The sequence below is a fragment of the Candidatus Villigracilis saccharophilus genome, from assembly GCF_016711665.1.
On record NZ_JADJSO010000006.1, the window covers coordinates 62,413 to 84,003 of the forward strand.

At 50.1% G+C, this 21,591-nt stretch carries 20 protein-coding genes; 6 read left to right on the plus strand and 14 right to left on the minus strand.

Annotation, left to right across the window (positions count from 1 at the left end; translation table 11 throughout):
* Nucleotides 1-516 precede the first annotated feature (516 nt).
* Entirely contained in the window at nucleotides 517-1,497 is a 981-nt protein-coding gene (pyrB, locus tag IPL17_RS03265) for an aspartate carbamoyltransferase (RefSeq protein WP_345305649.1), read from the plus strand.
* A gap of 83 nt (nucleotides 1,498-1,580) precedes the next feature.
* On the opposite strand, the gene IPL17_RS03270 is transcribed toward pyrB, so the two are convergent.
* Together IPL17_RS03270 and IPL17_RS03275 are read right to left on the minus strand one after the other, a co-directional pair.
* Nucleotides 1,581-2,246, minus strand: coding sequence for a deoxynucleoside kinase (locus tag IPL17_RS03270; protein WP_345305650.1), 666 nt, complete (start codon nucleotides 2,244-2,246; stop codon nucleotides 1,581-1,583).
* A gap of 202 nt (nucleotides 2,247-2,448) precedes the next feature.
* A complete protein-coding gene (locus IPL17_RS03275) occupies nucleotides 2,449-3,279 on the minus strand; it encodes a DsbA family protein (RefSeq protein WP_345305651.1) in 831 nt (276 codons plus the stop codon).
* A gap of 91 nt (nucleotides 3,280-3,370) precedes the next feature.
* On the opposite strand from IPL17_RS03275, the gene IPL17_RS03280 reads away from it, so the two are divergent.
* The gene (locus IPL17_RS03280; RefSeq protein ID WP_345305652.1) at nucleotides 3,371-3,598 is read left to right on the plus strand and encodes a hypothetical protein; all 228 of its coding nucleotides are present in this window, start codon (nucleotides 3,371-3,373) and stop codon (nucleotides 3,596-3,598) included.
* 45 nt (nucleotides 3,599-3,643) lie between these two features.
* On the opposite strand, the gene IPL17_RS03285 is transcribed toward IPL17_RS03280, so the two are convergent.
* From IPL17_RS03285 to IPL17_RS03310, 6 genes are all read right to left on the minus strand, one after another.
* Nucleotides 3,644-4,321, minus strand: a complete 678-nt coding sequence (locus IPL17_RS03285) for a protein-methionine-sulfoxide reductase heme-binding subunit MsrQ (RefSeq protein WP_345305653.1) — start codon at nucleotides 4,319-4,321, stop codon at nucleotides 3,644-3,646.
* A 49-nt stretch (nucleotides 4,322-4,370) separates the two neighbouring features.
* Nucleotides 4,371-5,324: a protein-methionine-sulfoxide reductase catalytic subunit MsrP gene (msrP, locus tag IPL17_RS03290; protein WP_345305654.1), complete on the minus strand. Its 954-nt coding sequence runs from the start codon at nucleotides 5,322-5,324 to the stop codon at nucleotides 4,371-4,373.
* A gap of 233 nt (nucleotides 5,325-5,557) precedes the next feature.
* Complete coding sequence (locus IPL17_RS03295; RefSeq protein WP_345305655.1) at nucleotides 5,558-5,932, minus strand: STAS domain-containing protein; 375 nt, start codon at nucleotides 5,930-5,932, stop codon at nucleotides 5,558-5,560.
* Nucleotides 5,933-5,964: 32 nt separating this feature from the next.
* Nucleotides 5,965-6,648: a Type 1 glutamine amidotransferase-like domain-containing protein gene (locus tag IPL17_RS03300; RefSeq protein ID WP_345305656.1), complete on the minus strand. Its 684-nt coding sequence runs from the start codon at nucleotides 6,646-6,648 to the stop codon at nucleotides 5,965-5,967.
* A 286-nt stretch (nucleotides 6,649-6,934) separates the two neighbouring features.
* Nucleotides 6,935-7,573 (minus strand): hypothetical protein, encoded by a 639-nt coding sequence (locus IPL17_RS03305; RefSeq protein ID WP_345305657.1) that lies wholly within the window; start codon nucleotides 7,571-7,573, stop codon nucleotides 6,935-6,937.
* A gap of 40 nt (nucleotides 7,574-7,613) precedes the next feature.
* Nucleotides 7,614-9,983 carry a ComEC/Rec2 family competence protein gene (locus IPL17_RS03310; RefSeq protein ID WP_345305658.1) on the minus strand — a complete coding sequence of 790 codons (2,370 nt, stop codon included), beginning with the start codon at nucleotides 9,981-9,983 and terminating at the stop codon, nucleotides 7,614-7,616.
* A 114-nt stretch (nucleotides 9,984-10,097) separates the two neighbouring features.
* Here IPL17_RS03310 and IPL17_RS03315 point away from each other — a divergent pair, with 114 nt between their 5' ends.
* Entirely contained in the window at nucleotides 10,098-11,555 is a 1,458-nt protein-coding gene (locus IPL17_RS03315) for an SDR family oxidoreductase (protein ID WP_345305659.1), read from the plus strand.
* Between the two features lie 2 nt (nucleotides 11,556-11,557).
* Nucleotides 11,558-12,163, plus strand: coding sequence for a glycerol-3-phosphate acyltransferase (locus IPL17_RS03320; RefSeq protein ID WP_345305660.1), 606 nt, complete (start codon nucleotides 11,558-11,560; stop codon nucleotides 12,161-12,163).
* Nucleotides 12,164-12,257: 94 nt separating this feature from the next.
* On the opposite strand, the gene IPL17_RS03325 is transcribed toward IPL17_RS03320, so the two are convergent.
* The 6 genes from IPL17_RS03325 to xpt form a co-directional block, all read right to left on the minus strand.
* Nucleotides 12,258-13,124: a protein phosphatase 2C domain-containing protein gene (locus IPL17_RS03325; RefSeq protein ID WP_345305661.1), complete on the minus strand. Its 867-nt coding sequence runs from the start codon at nucleotides 13,122-13,124 to the stop codon at nucleotides 12,258-12,260.
* Nucleotides 13,121-15,058 carry an FHA domain-containing protein gene (locus IPL17_RS03330; RefSeq protein ID WP_345305662.1) on the minus strand — a complete coding sequence of 646 codons (1,938 nt, stop codon included), beginning with the start codon at nucleotides 15,056-15,058 and terminating at the stop codon, nucleotides 13,121-13,123. Before IPL17_RS03330 ends, IPL17_RS03325 begins: the two co-directional genes overlap by 4 nt.
* Nucleotides 15,051-15,989 (minus strand): hypothetical protein, encoded by a 939-nt coding sequence (locus IPL17_RS03335; RefSeq protein WP_345305663.1) that lies wholly within the window; start codon nucleotides 15,987-15,989, stop codon nucleotides 15,051-15,053. Before IPL17_RS03335 ends, IPL17_RS03330 begins: the two co-directional genes overlap by 8 nt.
* A gap of 8 nt (nucleotides 15,990-15,997) precedes the next feature.
* Complete coding sequence (guaA, locus tag IPL17_RS03340; protein ID WP_345305664.1) at nucleotides 15,998-17,533, minus strand: glutamine-hydrolyzing GMP synthase; 1,536 nt, start codon at nucleotides 17,531-17,533, stop codon at nucleotides 15,998-16,000.
* A 48-nt stretch (nucleotides 17,534-17,581) separates the two neighbouring features.
* Nucleotides 17,582-17,887: an HIT domain-containing protein gene (locus IPL17_RS03345; protein ID WP_345305665.1), complete on the minus strand. Its 306-nt coding sequence runs from the start codon at nucleotides 17,885-17,887 to the stop codon at nucleotides 17,582-17,584.
* 70 nt (nucleotides 17,888-17,957) lie between these two features.
* The gene (gene xpt, locus IPL17_RS03350; protein ID WP_345305666.1) at nucleotides 17,958-18,530 is read right to left on the minus strand and encodes a xanthine phosphoribosyltransferase; all 573 of its coding nucleotides are present in this window, start codon (nucleotides 18,528-18,530) and stop codon (nucleotides 17,958-17,960) included.
* Nucleotides 18,531-18,666: 136 nt separating this feature from the next.
* On the opposite strand from xpt, the gene IPL17_RS03355 reads away from it, so the two are divergent.
* Nucleotides 18,667-19,335, plus strand: a complete 669-nt coding sequence (locus IPL17_RS03355; protein ID WP_345305667.1) for a Maf family protein — start codon at nucleotides 18,667-18,669, stop codon at nucleotides 19,333-19,335.
* A gap of 10 nt (nucleotides 19,336-19,345) precedes the next feature.
* The gene (locus IPL17_RS03360) at nucleotides 19,346-21,589 is read left to right on the plus strand and encodes a penicillin-binding transpeptidase domain-containing protein (protein ID WP_345305668.1); all 2,244 of its coding nucleotides are present in this window, start codon (nucleotides 19,346-19,348) and stop codon (nucleotides 21,587-21,589) included.
* The last annotated feature ends 2 nt before the right edge of the window (nucleotides 21,590-21,591 follow it).

Consider the following 21,591-nt stretch of genomic DNA (forward strand, 5'->3'; position numbering starts at 1 on the left):
TTAACGCTTGCTTTAGCTTTTCGTTTAATTGTTCGATTGCGACTAACAAAGTCAACAAACCAGATTGTGTTTCGCTAAAAATGGGCTTAATATTTGGATTAGGCTCGTTAGGGCTCATTTTGTTAAGTGACAAATTCAGTGATTGGGTTTTCATGGCAAAGCTTATTTATGCAGGCAAAATATCAATTTATATGTTCGTGGGTGTTCTGATACTTTCTTTATACGGAAAATAAACAAACGAACGATGTTTAAATATTTTCGAATGTTTCACGAAGAGATTTCAAGATAAAGAAATAATTATCGAAACAAAATCAGCCTCACCCGTAGAAAGAGTCCGAGCAGGAAAATGTATAGCGTGAATCATGTGATCAAACGGGATTCGTTGTCAGCGTGCAATCAGAGTCCCGATCAAATAAATATATGTCGTTGCGAGGGCGACAGCCCGACACTTGCGGCGCACGCCAGTGCAGGTGAGCAACCTCCTCGCAATGACATGAAACCAAAGGAGACTAAATTATGCCAACTCAATCATCATCCCCTCACCTGCCTTTCGGCGAAAATAAAAATGCCGACTGGTATGGCAAGGACATTCTGTCCGTCAAGCAGTTCAGCCGCGACGATCTGGAGTATGTGTTCGGCGTGGCGCATGAGATGCGCGGCATGGTCGAGCGTGTCGGGACATTTGATTTGCTAAAAGGAAAAATTTTGGCAAATCTTTTTTATGAACCCTCCACCAGAACATCGTCGTCGTTCACTGCGGCGATGGAACGCCTCGGCGGGTCGGTCATCCCGATCAGTGAAGTGAAGTATTCATCGGTGTCGAAGGGCGAGAGCTTGCCCGATACCATCCGCACGCTTGAATGTTACGCGGATGTGATCGTGCTGCGCCACCCTGAAACTGGTTCGGCGGCCATCGCGGCGAAGGCGGCGCGCAAGCCTGTCATCAATGCGGGCGATGGCGCGGGCGAACATCCAACACAGGCTTTGCTGGATACATTCACGATCATGGAGGAGATCGGGCGGCTCGACAACCTGACCGTGACCATGCTCGGCGATCTGAAATATGGCCGCACCGTGCATTCGCTGGCGCGCCTGCTTTCGAACTTCAGCAATATCAAATTGAATTATGTCTCACCTGATATTTTGAAGATGCCAAAAGAAGTGATGGAAGAGGTGGCGGCCAAGAATGTTCCGCAGGCCGAATACTCATCACTTGAAAAAGTGTTACCCGAGACTGATATTTTATATGTCACACGGGTGCAAAAGGAAAGATTTGAAGACCCCGCTGATTATGAAAAAGTAAAAGGCGCGTATGTGATCGACCCCGAAGTGATGAAAGCCGCGAAGAAGGAAATGGCGGTCATGCATCCGCTGCCGCGCGTGGGAGAGATCTCGCCCGACTTCGATGACGATCCGCGCGCCGCATATTTCCGCCAGATGGAATATGGTCTGTATGTGAGAATGGCGTTGTTGGCGATGGTGTTGGGGAAGGCGTAGGTCAGTAATAAGTAAAGAGTAAAAAGAAACGAGTTGTGAGATATACCTCACAACTCGTTTCTCATTTCTTGTAACTTCTGGCTTTAATCTTCCGCCGCTCTCGCCATTTCTTCAGGCTCAAAAACCACTTCTTCTTTTCCTGTTAATTTATCATCCACTTTTGCCACGATCAACTTGAGATGGCCGGAATGCGCCACATAATCAAGATCGTCTGCGGGGACCGCCAACACAGGGCAAAGTGTGAAATTCTCGATCCAGGACTCGTACAACTCATTTAAATTCTGCAAATATTCAGGTGCAATCTTTCGCTCGTAATCACGTCCGCGCGAGTTGATTCGATTTAAAAGGGTGGGAACAGATGCGCGCAGATAAATCACTAGATCTGGCGGCGGCAGGAATTGCGCGGCCGTTTCATACAACTCTCGGTAGGTTTGATAGTCCCGATCCTGAATATTCCCCTGTCGATACAGATTCTGCGCGAAGATCTCCGCATCTTCGTACACACTGCGGTCCTGGATGACCGAATTGGGGTGTTGGGCAAGGCTTAGATGCGAACGCAAGCGATGGGTAAGGAAGAATATTTGGGAATGGAACGCCCACGCGGACATGTTTTGATAAAAATCCGCAAGATACGGATTCTCTGTGACAGGTTCGTAGAACGGATCCCAGCCCATTTCATTGCACAGCATTTTTACAAGTGTGGACTTCCCCACACCGATGTTCCCGGCAACTGCAACAAATTTATTCATAACTCCCTCTCAAGGGGTAAAGGATTTTTCAGACAGCTTTCATCATACCAAAAAGAAACAGAGTCCACAGAAACTTTAAGAACTCGTGGACTCTGTAATATTACTTTTATACAATTGCGAGACAGTGCGCCTCTTCGAAGGAACCTCCTTGTTGGCGGCTGGGGATTGCAGACCTGCAACGCCCCTCAGAAAGGCTTAAGTTTTACGGAATTTCTCCAGCCAGTTCCTTGTCTATGATCTGCTGAAAATTGGAAAGCGGCTGCGCGCCCACGATGGCAAGCCCGTTGATGAAAAATGTCGGGGTGGACTGCACACCGAGGTCAAGCGCAAACTGCATATCTTCCTGAATGAAGGCATCGTGACTGCCGCCGGATAAACAGGTTGTAAAGGTATCAACATCCAGACCAAGATCGGTCGCGTATTTCATATATGTCGCCTCATCCAATGTTTCGCTGCTGAATAATTTTTCGTGGAAATCCCAATAGGCATTCTGGTCATTGGCACACATGGAAGCGACCGCGGCTGGCATGGCATTCGGATGAATGGATGTCAGCGGCAGGTTGCGATACACAAAGCGGATCTGCCCGGGGTAGGCATCCAGCAGAGATTGATAGGTCTCATCGTGAAATTTACGGCAGAAGGGGCATTGGAAATCACTGAATTCAACAAGAACGATCTTCGCATCTTCCGGGCCGAGGCTTGGGAATCCGTCAATAGGGATATCATAACGGCGATATTGCGGCTGCTGAGTGACAGGCGCTTCTGCCACCTGACCTGATGGCTGCTGCGCGGCCGCAGCGGGAGCGGCGACCGTAACGACGGTGTCTCGTCCCCAGGCAACATAGCCCACCAAAACTCCCACCGCAAATGCAAGTACAACTAGTACCGAGTAAAAATGACTGCGCTTAAAGGTGACAGTTTCTTCGGGGGATTCGATCGCTTCCACTTCAATGATCTCTTCTTCGATGATCGGAGCGGATTTTTTTGTCCTGGGTTTTCTTACAACTGGGGTTGGGGAGGTATTGTTATCCATAATTGGGATTATAGCCTTTCTAAAGGTAATTTGGAAACATCATTCTGCGTCGTTTTTTCAAAACCTGCGTATATCAGTCATGGAGGCTCTCATGACAACTGAAACGAAATCTCATATCCCCTGGTATTTATGGCCGTTTGCGGCGCTTTGGAAATTGCTCGCAGTTATTGTGGAAATGACTGGCCGCTTTGTGGCGATGGTGCTTGGCATTGTCTTTATCGTGGTCGGCATCCTGGTCAGTTTAACCATAATCGGCGCGATCGTGGGGATTCCGCTGGCGGTCATTGGATTATTGCTTCTTCTGCGTGGAATATTTTAAGTAACAGCATCATCCGCAGATTTCACCAATGACGCAGATGATGCTTTACGGTGTTTCCACCTTCGGCTGCCGACTCCTTTTTTGCAGCAAAGCCAGCACGCGGGCAGAGAAAGAAGCGAGCGACCGTCGAACAGGCGGAATCCGAAAGATCAGAATAATCGCAATGATCGTGCCATAGAGTAGCGGCTTGATAATCTCGCCTTGCAATGAAAGAATATCGCCTTTTTTGCTCCACACGTAATGAAGCACTACGATTGGGGCGATCAAGTAAATAAGTTGATGCAGGCGTTTCCAATTTTTACCGAGACGTTTTTTCCAAATATCGAATGACGTCATCGCAAGCGGCGCCATTAATATAAACGCGATCACACCAACGATGAGGCGTGGCTTTTGGAATAATTCCTGAATCAAACGGCTCCACGCAAGACCGTAATCGAGATCCATAAAAATGATTACATGAATGGTCGCGTACATGAACGCGTACAACCCAAGAGCACGGCGCCGTTTAATCGGCTCGCTCCATTTGAAGATGGTGTTAATGGGCGTGCACAAGAGCGACAGGACAAGCAATGTGATCGCATGGCGGCCCGTGCGCTGTTCAATGTCTTGAATGGGGTTGGGGGAAAGGTTGCCTGTTAATAAATCGAATATAAGTAATAGCAGCCCAGACCAGGCATAAATATGCATGGCGATCTGTAATGGCGTGTAGGGGAGTCTTTTCATCAGGCGCTTTTTAAGAATTCCGAAGTCTTTAAAACTTAGGGATTCTTTTTTAATAATTTGATGTCAAATCCAGGTCAACATACAGCCCGGCGACCTGCTCACCATAACCATTAAACAGCAGGCTGGGTCTGCGATTCAGTTCGCCGATGCGGCGCTCAGACGCCTGCGACCAGCGCGGATGATCCACGTCCGGGTTCACATTTGCATAAAAGCCATATTCATTCGGGGCAATGTCATTCCACAAGGTAGCAGGTTGTTCGGCAACCAGTTCGATCTTCACAATGGATTTAATAGACTTAAAACCATATTTCCACGGCACGACCAACCGCAATGGAGCGCCATTTTGCGGCACATTAGGCTCACCATACAATCCAGTGGCAAGGAGCGTAAGGTCGTTCATCGCCTCATCAAGGCGCAGCCCTTCTTGATACGGCCACTCATAGAATGGACTTTTTTGTCCGGGCATCTCTTCGGGGCGATAAATGGTTTCAAAGCGTACATACTTCGCGTCTGAAGTCGGCTCGACCGCTTTCAACAAACTCGCCAGCGTAAACCCTTCCCACGGAATGACCATGCTCCACGCTTCCACGCAGCGCAAACGATAGATGCGTTCCTCCTGTGTGAAATCTTTCAACAGGTCCTCAATGCCGAATGTTTTGGGTTTGTTGACCAAGCCGCCCACCTCCACTGTCCACGGAGTGGTGGTAAAGCCCCTCGCCTCTCTTGATACTTGCTGTTTATCGGTTGTGAATTCGTAATAGTTGTTATAGCTGGTGATATCTTCATAGCTGTTGACTGGATCACCAAGTTCATCGGTCGCATTTGAAACAGGAACCGGTTTAGTATCCCCAGGCAGGTCCGCTGCGGACGGAGCGCAGGCGGTTAAAAGCGCTGCGCCTGTGGCTAGTCCGGCGGCTTTCATAAAATCCCGCCTTGAAAGATACACATGTCTGGGTGTGATCTCGGAAGAACGGATGGGAACGGATTTATATGGATCGGTCATGATAATAATCTCCTGAAGATAATAAATGCTGAGTATTGTCTGTATGATGTCCCCATTCTAAATAAACTTCCTTGTTGGAAGATGATAGTTTGCTTAAGAAATGGATTCAAAGGAAGTTTACGCGTTTACAGGCTCGCCAGCCATTGCAGCGCGGAATGCATTCCCGCCAGCGGGTTAAGAATAAAGGCCTTTTGCTATTCTCAAAGAGCCTCCAGGGTTAACAAAGGATGAACTTACTCAGTGAAAGAGTCGATGGCTGCCTGTGCGGTTTCGTAGTTTGGAATGCTTTGCAAAAAGCCGGTGATCCCAAGCACATGGTAAACCTGCGGGGGCGCTTTACACAATTTCACACATGCCACATTGGAAGATTCAGCTCCTGCTGTATAAAGTTTATACACTTTTTGCATGGCGCGCATACCGGCACTCGTGAGGGTATCCACTTCGGCCAAGTCAAGAAGAACGAAACGGGAGCCTTCATCGTATGCAGACCTGGCGGCTGCCAGAAGCGCCTCTTCGCCCTGAGCATCGAGCCAGCCGCGCAAGTGAAACACAGTGACCGGCACATTTCCCAGCACTTGTTCTTTTGTGATTTTTAATGTAATGTCCATGACTCCTCCGAGGATGACTGATATTTTTTGATTCAAAGCGAAAACGTTTCGCCTCGCGTGTAATGGTTTATCTTTCCGTTACGATACAGTGTGGCAGCCCCGGCTCCGTAGATCTGCCATGTTCCATCGGCGTTGTTGATCATCCCTGTCTGTTCATCAATTCCGATCAATGTCGCGCCAGACACCACTTTTTCGAGATGGCCTGTCCAGGCTTTTCCAAAACTATTATGATGCGGGATGACACAGGCATTTGGAATCAAGTTCAATCCGCGCAATAATCTTCTTTCAAACGGGTCGTAATAGTGTTCACATAACACCATTGCGCCGGCGCTGCTGCCTGCAAGGACAGCGCCTTGGTTGTAAGCGTCCAACACAGCCCGCCAGGCCAGGCTGTGAGCAAGCGTGTCGGCCAGATAGCGGGGAAAACCACCCAGCATATAGATCAGGCTTGCGGTGCGAATGGACACGGCCAGTGATTCATCGTTTGCAGAGTCCGAGTCGATCACATCCACACTAAAAACGTTTTTTGCTCCAAGGCTTTGGAACCAGCGGATGCCATTCTTCCCGGCGCGCTTGTCATTTTTATCCGGCGCAGCCGCTGTGGGGAGGATGCAAATGGGGACCTCTACTCCGCCCGCAAGGTCAATTGCGCGCAAGTCGGGGTCAGACATACGCCCGCCGAATTCCGAGCCGCCTTCCAGCAAAAGATATCCCATAGCAAATGACCTAACCTGATCGTTCTTTGAATGAATGCAAACCTGCAAGTCTGACTGACCGGGATTCCGAGGGAATTGAAATCACATTAACAAAAAAACGCGCCAGTATTTATAACTGTACGCGCATATGTATTTTTTCAGTCAAGCTGATTTTGCGGTGTCTGCAATTTTTTCATTTCAACATACCTTATAAATATTATTAAAATCAACCTTAAGTGGTCGCATTATACATCAAATAAAGAATCCCCACGCTTGCGCGCAGGGATTCTTTGGAACCGCAAAAAAACTATTCGCCTAATTTAGTCATCACAAAATCATCGAAGATCACGCTTGCCCCGCTCTCCTGGTCATCACTGGCGGCAAAAAGACCGACCACACCGCTTGGATATGACGCATCAGAGACACTATCGATCTGCTGCCCATTCACATACAAAGCGAGCGTGCCATTACCGCAGTCCAGACCAATGCGCATGGAACTGGAGGAGGCAGAGATCACATCAGAATTGCCTTCCTTAAGATAGACATCATCCAAAGCGACTGAAGATTTAATAAAGGCGTAATAGCCACTTGGAGATACGCCCACATAATAAAAAGCCTGCGTATCGCCCTGCTCATTACAGACCACCCCAAACATTGCCTCAGGGTCGGAACTGGTATTTTTCACACTTACTTCAATATGAGTATTCTCGTATGTTTCAAGTCCAAATGTTGACCAGGTTACATACGAAGGCTGGTACACGATGATCTCCAAACCATCATTGGCATATTCGACAGAACTTGAAGCGTCCGTCCCAATACCCCAGCCGCTGTCTGGGTTGGAGAAATCATCTTTCGGCAAAGAATTCAGTCCGGGGATCGCACAAGCCGCAGCCGCCAGAACCAAAACAGCAATAAAAACAAATATCTTCAAATTGTTTTTCTTCATTACAGCCTCCATTTTGCATAGTTGGGATTTGAACAACTCATTACTCGCCGCGTTCCACTTCCACTTGCAGAGTGTCTCCATTTGTAATAACGGAGATCCATCCGCTGCGGTCTGTCCGCAATAACGAGTATCCATCCAGCGATTCTAGAACTGACTGCGCGGGCAGACCATCCGGGTCGCCGGCGGCAACACTTAACACTGTTAATTGCGGATTTAGATTTTGAATAATATCCGGCGGATTGGACGGTTCATAGCCTGAATCAGCCAGCAAAAGCACATCCACCTTACCGACCACATTACCAAATTCCAACTCTTCAAGCGTGCCATCACTGAGACCGATCGGGAGCAATGCGCGGAAATTTTTATACTGGATCAAGAGCACGCTTCCTCTTGGACCTGTGGACTGCACCTCGATAAAGGAGCCGCCGCCCAGCTCGAGCTTTTGTCCCGCTTCCGCGCGGGTGACAGGGATTCCCTCTTCTGCGAAGAATTTCTCCAACGCTTGTGCAGAGAAAGACGCTTGCACATTTCCACTCCACAAAATATTTTCGGGCGGATATCTTTCCAGCACACGCGGAAGCGCGGCCAGTTGATTCTCCTGCGTGGATGCGATCACGAGCCAATCGAGTTTACGCGAAAAAAACGGGAGTCTTCTGCCAAGCTCGTCGGACAGTTCTGAGGTGCTCCCGCCGCCGTTAATAAGGATGTTCCTGCCCTCAGGCGTTTGGATCAGAACCGCATCGGCTGAGCCGACTTCCAGGAAGGTGATGTGTAGTTTGCCATCCCCCGCGGTTGCAGTGGAACGCCAGACTACAACTGTACAGGCAAACATGATCACAAGAGTCGCTGTGAAGGCGACAGTTCGAAGCGATCCTGCCAGAGAGTTGAACCATTCTTTAATGCGCGGCCAGTTCCAGGTCACAGCAAAGAGCGCGATGTAAAAAGAGAAAACGATCCAGAAGGATGAATCCCCCAGATAGATCGTCCCATGCGGTACGCGGTTAAATAATTCCACCATGCGGATGGTATATGCGGAGAACGGCCACGCCACCCATGCAATAAGTTGACCGAGCGACTGAAAGATGAGACTGACGAAAACCGCCAGTCCGCCGAGGATCATCACTGCGGGCTGCACTGGCAGAATGAACGGGTTGGCGATGAATGAAATCAGGGAGATGCGTTTGAAATGATAGGCCATGATTGGTATGGTGGTAAGCTGCGCGGCGAATGTCAGGATTACGTTATCGTTGATGATCTGTGTGATCGTGCTGTTATTGGTTTTAGTAACTTTGGTGATCAGGTTGCTGGTGAAACTCGAAAACGGTTCAGCATAAAGGATAAGGCCAAGTGTTGCGAAGAATGAAAGTTGAAAACCCACATCCCAAAGCACCAGCGGATTAATGATCGTCATAATGAATGCAACCACGGCGAGCGCATTCAAACCTGTATTGCGCCTGCCAAGTTGACGAGCCAGTAATGAAATACTTCCCATGAATGCGGCGCGCACGACAGCGGCGTCCGCGCCAACCAGGAAAGTATAAAACGCAATCGCGAGAATGGCAAAGACAGCGCCTAGTCGTTCGCCGAAGATGGTCTTGAACATGGAAAAGAAAATACCGGCGATGATGGCGATATTAAATCCAGAGATCGCGATGATATGGGCTGTACCGGTGTTCTTGAATGCGTTTTGCAGGTCTTTGGTGAGACCGGTATCCACACCCAGCAAGATCCCCGCAAGCAATGATGCTTCAGGGTCATTGAAAAGGCGATAGGTGTGTTGAAGCAACTTATCTTTTAATTTGTATACCGCTGTCCTGATCACGCTGCCACCATTGCCCGGCAGATCCGTCACCTCGGCAATGGACATGTAGGAATAGACACCGTCACGCGCAAGATAATCACGGTACGAAAATTCTTCATCTTCGGGCGGAGTCTTTAAACTACCCCGCACCCGCACCCGTTGACCGTATTCATAGGTTTGGTTTTGCGGAACCCGCACCAATAACATCCCCGAGACGGGCAGGTCGCCGCTGCCGGAATCCAATGCCTCCACTTTGAGGCGCAGGTTTGTATATGTATCACGATAATCTGGCGGCTCTGCCAAAGTACCTGTGACCAGCATCTCGTAAGCGCGGTCGTTATAGAATGCAACATGAAAAGCGTCAATGATCGGCTGGCGGAATTGATACCAGAACGCGCCGAGGAAGAAAAAGACTAAGACAAAGGCGGAAAGCGGAAGGCGGAGGAGAAAGATGGAGATTGGATTGTTTGAGAATCTTGAGAGGCGCAGAAAGATGAAGATCAGGGAAAGCGCAATTGCAAACCCAAGCCAGATATACGCGGAAAGGGAAAACAGGCTGGCAATAATGATGCCTGTAATAAAGGATAGCGCGATCCACAGCAATGGCATGGCTGGAATTGTACATTAGATTTTCCCCATTTCCCAAATTATGTCATGGCTAAGGAAGAGCGAGAGCACCCTCGCAACGACAGAGAATTATTCACAAGTTATAATCACAACATCATGAAAGACTCAAAACTTATCCTTGTCACCGGCGCAACAGGCTATGTCGGCGGGCGGCTTGTGCCTAAACTGCTTGAAGCTGGGTATCGCGTGCGCTGTCTTGTGCGCGACCCTTCCCGTTTGCAGGGACGCGCCTGGCTGAAGCAGGTGGACGTTGTGCAAGCCGATGGTTTCTCTTCGGACGAACTTGTAGACGCGCTAAAGGGTGTATCCACGGCATACTATCTTATCCACGGCAAGCAGGGCGGCAAGACAAATGCCGAACGCGATCTGAATGTGGCGCGCAATTTTTCTCATGCCGCAGAAGAAGCTGGGATCGATAACATCATCTACTTTGGCGAATTAGTTGACCCAACGGCAAATCTCTCGCCATACTTGCGCGCGCGCCACGAAACGGGATATTTACTGCGCTATGGCAAAGTGCCTGTCACCGAATTTCGCGCCGGTATGATCGTCGGCTCAGGCAGCGCCCTTTTTGAAATGATCCGCTATCTGGTGGAGCGAGAACCGCTTCTCATTTGTCCAGCTTGGTTCTTCTCTGAGGCACAACCGATCGCCATTCGTGACGTGCTTTCCTATCTGGTGGATGCGCTAAAGACTCCCGACTGCACCGGCCGCGTGATCGAGATCGGCGGCCCAACGCATCTCACCTATGCCGATATGCTTTTGAGTTATGCAAAGGAACGCGGATTAAAACGCTGGCTGATCCCAACGCCATTCAATGCGCCGCGACTTTCAGCCTATTGGGTGCACATGGTGACTCCCATCCACTGGCGGGTCGTGGCCCCGCTGATAGAGGGCCTGCGCGCGAAGCTCATTGTCCGCGACGATACAGCCAAAAAACTCTTCCCGCACATCAAGCCGATCGACTTCCAAACAGCCGCGCATCTTGCGCTGGGGCGCATCCAGAGGGATAGCGTGGAAACCAGCTGGTCAGATGCACTGGTTACTGCAATGGGTGATTTCAAGCCCTATCAATTCTCTGTCGAAGAAGGAATGTTCATTGAGCGCAGGCAGGTTCTGCTGGATCTGAAACCAGAGGCGGTTTTCCGCGCATACATGGGGATCGGCGGCGAGCGCGGCTGGCTTTATATGAACTGGTCATGGGCGCTGCGCGGCTGGATGGACAAAGCCATTGGCGGCGTCGGCTTGCGGCGCGGACGCCGCCACCCCGATGAACTTCATGTCGGCGAGGCGCTTGATTTCTGGCGCGTGGAAACTGTCGAGAAAAATACACGCCTGCGCCTGCTCGCAGAAATGAAAGTGCCTGGCAAAGCCTGGCTTGAATTTGAGTCGCTCCAACAGGAAGACAAAACACTGCTTACTGTCACTGCTTATTTTGCTCCGCACGGCGTCAGCGGGTTTTTATATTGGTATGCAATGTGGCCTTTTCATAAATTCATCTTCGACGGCATGGCACGCGGACTTGCTTCACGTGCGCGAATATTAAGCAGGTAAAAATGTTTCCCCTTTCTTATCTCCTTTTCCCATTATTAGGTTATCTTCTCGGCTCACTCCCATTCTCTATCTGGGTCACGCGCTTTGTTAAAGGTGTGGATGTGCGCGATGCCGGGTCAGGTCATGCGACAACGACGAACACCATTCGCCAGGCAGGGTTTGGTTGGGGCGCGCTTGTATTCGTATTGGATGTGGCGAAGGGATTTGTCCCAACCTATCTTGCATTTCATACAGATGGGGTTTCCACCTTAATTGTTTCAGTCACTGCCGCGTGCGCGGTGATCGGTCACTGCTGGCCGTTGTTCGCAAACTTCCGCGGCGGAATGGGATTGGCAACTGCGGGCGGGAGTTTCCTTGCTGTGAATCCATTGGCGTTTCTTATTTGTTTGGGGTTTCTGATTCTGCTTGTTTTGGTAGTTCGCCATTCCGCCCGCGCGAGTGTTTTCGGCGGCATGCTCGCCGCGCCCACGTTATGGCTTTTCAACATTCGCGATGCGGCATTTTGGGTGGCGCTCGGCGCGGGGCTGGTCATTGCAGTCCGCTTTTTGATCGACTGGAATCGCAAATACCGTGAACTATGGCTGGACCGTGATAAACCTTCGGGCTGAGATTCTGATCAAAATGGCAGGGCAGGCTTGAGCGGGGAGTGACGCGCGGGGTGATGTTAAGTAAAAAGAACTTTGGCGTTGACCAAAGCTCTTTTTATTCTCCCAACAGCCAGCCAATAAAGCCGGGCTTCTTTTTATCCGTTTCCTCCAACCTTGGCATGGACATGATCACGACCGTGATGTTGTCGTGTCCGCCACGGTTGTTGGCGAGGTTGACAAGCGCTTCTGCGGCTTGCTTCATATCTTTTTTTGAGCGGATGATCTTGAGGATCTCATCATCCCAGACCAGGTCGGTCAAGCCGTCAGTACACAGCAGGATCGTGTCACCGGGTTCAAGGTGAAAGCCCTGATTATTTTCAGACTCTTCATTGCTTTCTTCATCGTCGATCCGCATGCGGAAATCCACATTGGGCAATTTGATGCCGCCCAAATACCTGCGGATGACATGCACATTTGGATGGTCACGCATTTGCTCAAGAGTGATGATGCCCTTTTCGTAGGCTTCCTGCACCCAGGTATGGTCAATGGTCAGGCGCTGGATATGCTTGCCGCGCAGAAGATATATCCGTGAATCCCCGACATAGGCGGTATATAGTCTGTTTTCGATCACCCAGGCACACGCGCAGGTGGACCCCATGCCTTCCTCTTCATCTTTGCCGGCTGAGTGCGCGGCAATGGCCTGACTGGCTTCGTGAATGGCACTTTCAAGGATCCTGACTGGTTTTTTTGCATTGCTTTCCCCGACACCCATGGTAATGTAATTGACCCCGAGTTCCGCAGCTACTTCGCCCGCGCGATGACCGCCGATCCCATCTGCAACAATTGCAAAGACCGATGAGCGTGTATCCTCCCTGCTTAACTGAAAAGAAGATACTGCGTAGCGGTCTTCATTATTCTTGCCGGACATGCCGGCATGACTAAGAGCTGCTACATGAAGATGGGCAAGTGTAGAACGGATCATTCTTCAATGTTTTGAGCAAAGGTGATTTTAGGAGTCGAAGCGGTCGGCGGGACTGTCAGCATAAAACGATACATTAATTGGCCGAAGTGTACCATATCCCCATGCCTGAGCCGATGCCCCTCGCGAGGAACGGGTTCATAATTTACCCATGTACCCGCGATGGAACTGTTGTCCAATAACAGAAAGCCGCCGTCATCAATCTGCCTTAAGCGTGCATGAACAGAAGAAATAGATGGATCATCCATGATCTGTGTACACTGCACCGGATCGGTACCAAATATCATTTCTTTTTCAATGACAGGAATTGGCGCAGCCAAAGCAATTTGGCCGTCAGGATTAATCCGGAAAAACGCCGCAGCGGCGTCACGCACCGCTTTAACTTCTTTTTTGGATTTTGCGGCCGGCGCAGCCTTTCTGGAGAATAGATTTTTCTTCTTGTTTTTTTCCGCCGGGACAATTGGGAGCGGTGCTTCCATGATCGTCCCCACTGATTGGGTCAAAGGATCTGCTTCGGCGCGGCGAGCATCCTGCGCGGCGCGGAGAGATGGGATCCGCAAGCGCCCGCTCAAGAGAATGAGAAAAAGCATCAATCCCGCAAAGATGATGGCGCCAAAGGTGATCTGTGTGCGATATTGCGCTAGAAAAGCGGCAGGCCCGCTTGGCGGTTTTATCACTGTAACTATAACAGGCACTGGCATACTGGTCTTGCTTAATCCAAGAACATCCACGGCTTCAACAACGAGCTGGTGTTCACCGCTTTCTATATACGCTGTGAGGTCCCAGCTGAATTTATTGAATGGCTCAACTGTATTCTCGTCCGCTATCTTGTCATCCACATATAAAGTTGTCCGAGCCAGGGCTCGTTGGTGGCCGTCTGGGAACTCAATGATGATCTCAAGTTCCTGCGCTGCAGGTAAAAGAGATTCGCTAAACGGGTCTTCTGCAGGCGCTTGCCGCGTGATCTGTGAAGACGGGGTTACCGGGATCGGGTTGGGAGGCTGAACATCCACGCTGAATTTCTGGTCGAAAGAGTTGATCGACCCTGAAGGCAATGTCACCTGCGCGCGAACGCTGTGTTCCCCCGTGGTCTTTACTCGGGATGTGTAAGTGAGCTTATATGTTCGGCGCAGGGGTGAGAAATAAGCCTCAGGGTCAGGAAATCTTTCTTCCCCGGAATACTGGAACATCGTTCCACCCGTTTGGATAGCCAGATTATTGAATGTTGCCGCGCTTGTTGTCGCAAAGGTCGTATTGGCATCCACATACCAGATAAAAATACGGATCCGATTCTCGATCGCTCGCTGAATCAGCGGCTCAAGCGTAGCCGCAAGGTCAACTTCAGGCATTTGAGGGGTAATAAAAAGTATGGCGCGCTTCATTCCAAGTTGCGGGGTCTGTGCGCTGACGGTATCCATGGCGGTGGCAAGGGATTGCAGATTAGGTATGGATGTGCGGAAATCGGGCTGGAACCCTCCCAGCCCAACAACAAAATCCGCGGCGCTCGAGTGGTTGATGACCGCTCCAGCCTGACTTACAAGGCTGAAGTCATCGGGCAGGTCGGCAGGACGGCTTTGCGCCCACTGAGCTATCACCTGTGCGACGCGTTGAAAGCGCGAAATGCCATTTGCATCGCGTGCATCCAACGGCGTGCCCTGGTTGACAGCGACCACGAGCTGTAAGGGAATCGCCATCTCGGTCAGAGAGTCAACCGGGAGTTGGGCGCCGTCTTCGACGACAGAAACAGCTTCGGGCTTAAGTCCGGAAGCGAAAAATTTTTGAGAGTCAAAAACATCCAAAAGCGCAGTAACGACCGGGAAGGCGGAAATATCCGCAGGATAAAGATCCGCGCTGGCAAGGTTCTGCTGTGCGGACACCTTTGATACGGCGCTGAAAACAAGGCTCAGGCTGAAAAGCAGAGCAAGGAACTTACGCATTTGCCTCAATGATCAAAGGAGTTTCTTCTTTGGGTTGTGTGAGGCGCAAGTAGGTGAGCGTCCACACGCTTTGAAGATAGGCGGTCAGGACGCCGTTCAAGAAGATCAGAATCGGCAGATAAACAGCACAGCAAGCCAATGCGATGTAGACAGGCGTCAGCACTTCCTTCATGGCAGCAGCGCCGATGGCGAGCGGGATCACTGTAATAATAATGGGCAACGCAATGATCACACCAAGAATTCCGCCCCCAAAGGCAAGGATGAGCGCCATGATGAGCATGGGACCAACGTTGGCTTTGGCAACCTGCCAGCCGCGCTTAAATCCATCAAGCACATTAAGGTCTTCTAATACGATGGCGTTTTGAGCCTGCTCGATCACAATGGAGAGCACCCAGCCAATTGGAACCAGGATGCATATCAGGGGAAGAAAGCATAAAAAGCCAACTCCAGCCGTGACCACGCCAATAATAACCATTGGAAATATCAGGACAAAGAAAGCCAAGCCAAATAGAAAGTTGAGACCAAAGATGCGCCAGAAGAAAGGCATACTCTCTGCCCATATCTCCCCAAAGGCTGGAAGGTTAATTCCTTTTTCAGCCTGAGAAACACCTTTGATCAAGCCGATCCTGCCCATCATCCCCAGGAAATACGCGAGCAAGGACAAAAGAATGATTGCTACTGTAACAGCGATGATGATCCACAGATTATTCTCAAGAAACTGTTTGGCTTGTTCTGCGAACTGCTCGAATTGGTTGGTTGAGAAGGGGGAATCTTCAGAGCCGGTGCGGTATCCAGAATTACCGCTGCTGCCGGAACCGCCCCCTCCGCCGCGCGCGCAGCTGGCAAGAATGCCAAAGATCCAAAGAACCTTATTCTTCCAGACGATCTGCCAGGCGCGGGTAAGTATTTCGCCAAAATTAAAATTATTCACGGTCTCTCCTATTCCCACTCGATCGTAGCGGGAGGTTTACTCGTAATATCATACACTACCCGATTAATTCCGTCCACTTCATTAACGATGCGGCTGGATACTTTCGCCAATAATTCGTGCGGCAGGCGCGCCCAATCAGCGGTCATAAAATCCTCGGTCGTCACCACGCGGATGGCGGCCGCCTCCTGATATGTTCTTTGGTCGCCCATCACGCCCACAGATTTCACGGGGAGCAAAACCACGAACGCCTGAGAAGCCGAGCCGCCTTTTCCTAAAACGCCTGCTTTGGATAATTCCTCCTGCAGGATGAAATCCGCCGCCCGCAGACGTGACACACGCTGCGGCGTACACTCCCCAAGACAGCGCACGGTCAAGCCTGGACCTGGGAATGGCTGCCGCCAAACGAGGCTTTCACTCAGCCCGAGCGCTTCGCCCACCAGACGAACTTCATCCTTGAACAAATAGCGCAATGGCTCAACGAGTTCAAATTCCATGTCTTCTGGCAATCCGCCCACGTTGTGATGCGACTTGATCTTTTCTGCCTTGCTGCGGTCTGGACCGGAGGATTCGACCACATCAGGATAGATCGTCCCCTGCACTAAAAATTTTGGTTTACCTACATTTTTTGCTTCCCGCTCAAAAATGCGGATAAATTTTTCACCAACGATCTTGCGTTTTTGCTCAGGATCTGTAATGCCTTTCAACGCACCGAGAAAATCATCGCTGGCTTCGACTGTGATCAACTCAACACCAAGCCCGCCGCGCAGGGCGGATGCAACTTGCTCGCCTTCTTTGTGGCGTAGTAAACCGGTATCCACAAAGACAGTGACGAGTTGATCGCCAATCGCTTTATGCACCAAGGCCGCCGCGACCGTTGAATCCACGCCACCGCTGACAGCCGCAAGCACACGTTCCTTGCCGACCTGTTCACGGATCCGTTTGACACTTGCCTCAATAATGGAGGAAGGAGTCCAGTCAGGTTTGACTCCGCAAATGTCAGTTGCAAAATATTTGAGCAGTTCAGTTCCATTGGGCGTGTGATGCACTTCAGGGTGAAATTGCACGCCAAAATATTTTCTCTGCATATCGCCCATCGCCGCGAAGGGACTGTTGCCCGATTTCGCCAATGCAACAAATCCATCGGGCATGCGCGTGATCCTGTCACCGTGTGACATCCACACTTGCGAGAGCACAGACAAAATAGAAGGCATCAATGGGACCAAAATCGCCGAGCCGTATTCACGCTCAGAAGACGGGCTGACTTCACCGCCGAGCGCGTGTGTTAAAGCCTGCATTCCATAGCAAATTCCAAGAATGGGCAGGCCTGACTCTAAAATAAATTTTTGAATATACGGCGCGTTCTCTTCATATACTGATTTTGGTCCGCCGGAGAGGATGAATCCCTTGGGGTTGATCGAGAGGATCTTTTCCTGCGGCGCATCCCACGGGAATAACTCACAATAAACATTTGCTTCACGTACACGCCGCGCAATGATCTGCGCGTATTGCGAACCGAAATCGAGAATGGCAATGGATTCTGTCATTTATTATTCCTGGGTCGAAGGTTGAAAGTCAAAAGTCAAAGGCGGACTTTAGACCTTTGACTTTTGACCTGAAAAATCTGAAATCAAATGAAAATGCAAATGCGGAAAATCCTGATACTCCCCGCCATTCACAATGAGACGATAGGCCTGTAAATGGAATTCATCCACAAGGCTTTGGACTGTGGAATATAGGTCGGTCAGGAAGGCGGTATCCGCTGGGTCAAGTTGCGCCAGGGATGCGACTTCACGCTTCGGCACGATCAGCACGTGAAACTTATAGCTGGGAGAAGGATGCTGAAACGCGATCAGGTTCGAGGTCTCGCGCAGACGCGCGACTGGGACGAGGAAACTCATATGGGCGAAGATCCATCCGATCAAACGAATGATAATCGGAATCCGCAGTAAGCGTTTCAATGTTTGGAGGTTAATCTACAAAGGTGATCGTGTTGTTATCCAGCGAAGCGATGCAAGCCAGAGATTCGACTTGAACGCCCACAGGCTTAAGCGCTTCTCGCCCGCCTTCGAAATCCTTTTCGATCAGCGCGCCGATGCCGACAATTTGCGAGCCGGCAGCTTCTGCCAGACGAACAAGACCAAGAATGGTCGCGCCGGAAGCGAGGAAATCGTCAATGATGAGTACCTTTTCATTGTTCGCGAGATATTCAGGAGAGACGATCAACTCGACCATGCGTCCCTTTGTGTGTGAAGGCGCAAGGGTGAGATAAACTTGATCAGGCATCGTGATGGGCTTTGTCTTGCGCGCATACACAACCGGCAATCCAAGATGAAGCCCGGTGGTAAGCGCAGGGGCAATACCGGAAATCTCAGCTGTGAGTATTTTTGTCGCGCCGACGTTTGCAAAGCGTTTCGCAAATTCGCGTCCACACGCATCCATCAATGAAGGGTCAACTTGATGATTGATAAAGCTATCCACCTTCAAAATTCCATTCCCCAGAACTTGCCCATCTTTCTTAATTCTTTCCTTTAACTCTTTCATTTCGCCTCCGCATTGACTAGACAGATTTTCCAGTATTGTACAACGTGAAAGAAGAACCTGCCAGAGACGAGCAGCGATCATTTGCGCTCATATCCCATTAAGAAACATCAAAAAAGATTGTGTTAGAATTCTTTGCGTGACTGAAGAAAAAAAATTATTGTTAGCGTCCAATTCTCCGCGCCGCAGGCAATTACTTGCACTTGGGAACTGGGAGTTCGATATCATCGTTTCAGATGTGGATGAAAGCCAGCTCGCAGGCGAGTCACCCAGAGATTATGTTTTACGGCTTGCGCAAGCCAAAGCCCTCGCAGTGGCAGCGAAAGCATCCCTTGAAAATATCATCATTGGCTCCGATACTGCTGTCGTGGATGGCGGCTCCATACTTGGCAAGCCAACAGATAAAGCAGATGCCGAACGAATGCTCAAACAATTACGCGGGCATACCCACCAGGTGTTTACAGGTGTCGCTTTCTATCAGGTTTACGATGGAAAAATGCTGGCCGAGTTATGCATAACAGATGTTCCCATGCGTGATTATTCAGATGCAGAGATCACGAAGTATGTCAATACTGGCGACCCAATGGACAAGGCTGGCGCTTATGCTATCCAACATCCCGACTTTCAGCCGGTCGCATCCATGAATGGATGCTATGCCAGTGTGATGGGCTTGCCGATGTGCCATGTCACGCGGGCACTACGACAATTGGAGTTATATCCAACGGCAGATGTGCCGTCAGCATGTCAAACCCTTTTGAATTATCAATGTCTGGTTTCGAGTGTGATTCTTCGCGATTCGCAACCATAAAAGGAAAAAAATGAAAGGTATACGTTGGATCAATATTATTTTAGCGCTGGCATTCCTCTCTTCCTGTGGCTCGGGTCAGACTGGGGGAACGGGAGGCAACCCGATCAATAATCTTTTTGCCACGTCCACGCCTTTGCCCACAGCGCAGGTGCGTATTACCCCCGCGCCGGACGCGCAGGCGGCAGTAACAAAATATTTGGAAGCAATGCAAAAGGATGATTACACCGGCATGTACGATATGCTGACCAGATCCAGCCGTGACGCGATCACGCTGGAAGATTTCTCCAAACGGTATAAAAACGCGTTGAACGAGATGAGCGCCGCCAGTCTGGAATTTTCCATATTATCCTCTCTGCTCAGCCCGACCAACGCACAGGTTGCTTATCGAATTACTTATCACACCACGCTCGTCGGCGACATTCAACGGGATATCCCGATGAACCTGGTCAACGAAGAAAGCGTCTGGAAAGTACAGTGGGAAGACGGCCTCATTCTTCCCGAGCTCATTGGCGGAAACCAGCTCGCGATGGAATATAGTGTGCCTGCGCGGGGTGATATTTATAATAAAGATGGACAACCGGTCGTCTCACAGGCGGATGTATTTGCCATAGGCATCCAGACGGAAGAGATTGACCCCAATAACCGCAGCGGTATGACAGCTGCCATAGGCAGGCTTTGCGGCTATGACCCAAAATTTATCGAGGATCAGATCGATTTAAACGGTCCTGGTTGGTATCTGCCGATGTGCGAAGCCACGCGGGAAGAAGCACAGGGTATTATTACAATGGGCGGCGGAGTGGTAGCCACAGAATATAAGTCACGATATTATTTTGGCACGGGCATCGCGCCCCAATCCGTTGGGTATACGTTATCCATTTCGCCTGAACAATACGACGCCTATCGCCGCCTTGGATACAACGGAACCGAAAGAATCGGACAGACCGGTGTGGAAAGATGGGCGGAAGATTATCTGGCTGGTCAACACGGCGGAATCCTGCGCGTGGTCGGTCCCACTGGACAGATTATTTCCACTCTTGGACAACAAAGCGAACCCAAACCTGCCGACTCAGTATATCTAACGCTCGATGGGAATATGCAAAAGTATGCTCAGCAGGCGATTGAATATTTCCGCGGCGCGATCGTGGTCATGGAAGTGGATACTGGCCGTATTTTGGCGATTGCCTCCGGTCCAGATTTTGACCCCAACTTTTTCGATCCTGCCAACCCTAATAATAGCAGTGTAAATGATTTCAACGAGCCTCTCCTCAACCGCGCCACGCAGGGACAATATCCGCTTGGATCGGTCTTCAAGATCATTACATTTGCAGCCGCGTTGGAAAGCGGTTTATATTTGAAAGAAACTCCCTATGATTGCCAGTATGATTTCACAGAACTCGAAGATGTTGTTCTGCATGACTGGACATGGCAGCATTGCCAGGATGCCATTGCCGCCGGCGAAGCTTGTAACGACTCCACGGAAAAACCATCCGGCTTGCTTACTTTACAAGAAGGATTAATGCGTTCGTGCAATCCTTATTTCTGGCACATTGGATTGGACCTGTTTAGAAATTGGGATCGCGGCGGCGATATCGCAAAAATGGCGCGCGCATTTGGGCTTGGATCTCGCACCGGCATCGAACAAGTGGAAGAAGCCACGGGACAAATACTCGAACCGGCCGGTGAGATCGATGCCGTGAATCAGGCCATTGGCCAGGGCGATGTACAGGTCACTCCCCTGCAGGTGGCGAGATTTATCGCCGCCATCGCAAATGGCGGGACCTTATACAGGCCGCAGATCGTTGAAAAGATCCAACCGATAGATGGCGATCCTGTATTGGTCTTTAAGCCAGAGGCGCAAGGCACTCTGCTTCTACGCACGGATAATTTAACAACACTTCAAGAAGCGTTGTTTATGGTCACAAATAATCCGCGTGGAACTGCAAGATTTAATTTGCGCGGCTTTATAGAGCAGTTTGACGTAGCCGGCAAGACCGGTACGGCAGAATCTGGAAATGGAAAATCACATGCATGGTTTGCCGGGTATACAATGAACGAAGCAAACACAGGGCTGCCGGATATCGCAATTGTGGCTATTGTTGAAAATATCGGCGAAGGCTCTGAGTATGCTGTTCCGATCTTCAGGGCGATGGCTGAAACTTATTATTACGGAAGTCCTCAGAGTGTGCCTTCCTTTGGCCCAATTGGCTTTCCACCGTATACGCCAACTCCATTTGGCGGAGTTGTTGCTCCGTGATA

Bases quoted from the DNA above. Each gene is read 5' to 3' on its own strand.
- pyrB (WP_345305649.1), top strand. From the start codon at position 517: ATGCCAACTCAATCATCATCCCCTCACCTGCCTTTCGGCGAAAATAAA.
- IPL17_RS03270 (WP_345305650.1), bottom strand. From the start codon at position 2,246: ATGAATAAATTTGTTGCAGTTGCCGGGAACATCGGTGTGGGGAAGTCC.
- IPL17_RS03275 (WP_345305651.1), bottom strand. From the start codon at position 3,279: ATGGATAACAATACCTCCCCAACCCCAGTTGTAAGAAAACCCAGGACA.
- IPL17_RS03280 (WP_345305652.1), top strand. From the start codon at position 3,371: ATGACAACTGAAACGAAATCTCATATCCCCTGGTATTTATGGCCGTTT.
- IPL17_RS03285 (WP_345305653.1), bottom strand. From the start codon at position 4,321: ATGAAAAGACTCCCCTACACGCCATTACAGATCGCCATGCATATTTAT.
- msrP (WP_345305654.1), bottom strand. From the start codon at position 5,324: ATGACCGATCCATATAAATCCGTTCCCATCCGTTCTTCCGAGATCACA.
- IPL17_RS03295 (WP_345305655.1), bottom strand. From the start codon at position 5,932: ATGGACATTACATTAAAAATCACAAAAGAACAAGTGCTGGGAAATGTG.
- IPL17_RS03300 (WP_345305656.1), bottom strand. From the start codon at position 6,648: ATGGGATATCTTTTGCTGGAAGGCGGCTCGGAATTCGGCGGGCGTATG.
- IPL17_RS03305 (WP_345305657.1), bottom strand. From the start codon at position 7,573: ATGAAGAAAAACAATTTGAAGATATTTGTTTTTATTGCTGTTTTGGTT.
- IPL17_RS03310 (WP_345305658.1), bottom strand. From the start codon at position 9,983: ATGCCATTGCTGTGGATCGCGCTATCCTTTATTACAGGCATCATTATT.
- IPL17_RS03315 (WP_345305659.1), top strand. From the start codon at position 10,098: ATGAAAGACTCAAAACTTATCCTTGTCACCGGCGCAACAGGCTATGTC.
- IPL17_RS03320 (WP_345305660.1), top strand. From the start codon at position 11,558: ATGTTTCCCCTTTCTTATCTCCTTTTCCCATTATTAGGTTATCTTCTC.
- IPL17_RS03325 (WP_345305661.1), bottom strand. From the start codon at position 13,124: ATGATCCGTTCTACACTTGCCCATCTTCATGTAGCAGCTCTTAGTCAT.
- IPL17_RS03330 (WP_345305662.1), bottom strand. From the start codon at position 15,058: ATGCGTAAGTTCCTTGCTCTGCTTTTCAGCCTGAGCCTTGTTTTCAGC.
- guaA (WP_345305664.1), bottom strand. From the start codon at position 17,533: ATGACAGAATCCATTGCCATTCTCGATTTCGGTTCGCAATACGCGCAG.
- IPL17_RS03345 (WP_345305665.1), bottom strand. From the start codon at position 17,887: ATGAGTTTCCTCGTCCCAGTCGCGCGTCTGCGCGAGACCTCGAACCTG.
- xpt (WP_345305666.1), bottom strand. From the start codon at position 18,530: ATGAAAGAGTTAAAGGAAAGAATTAAGAAAGATGGGCAAGTTCTGGGG.
- IPL17_RS03360 (WP_345305668.1), top strand. From the start codon at position 19,346: ATGAAAGGTATACGTTGGATCAATATTATTTTAGCGCTGGCATTCCTC.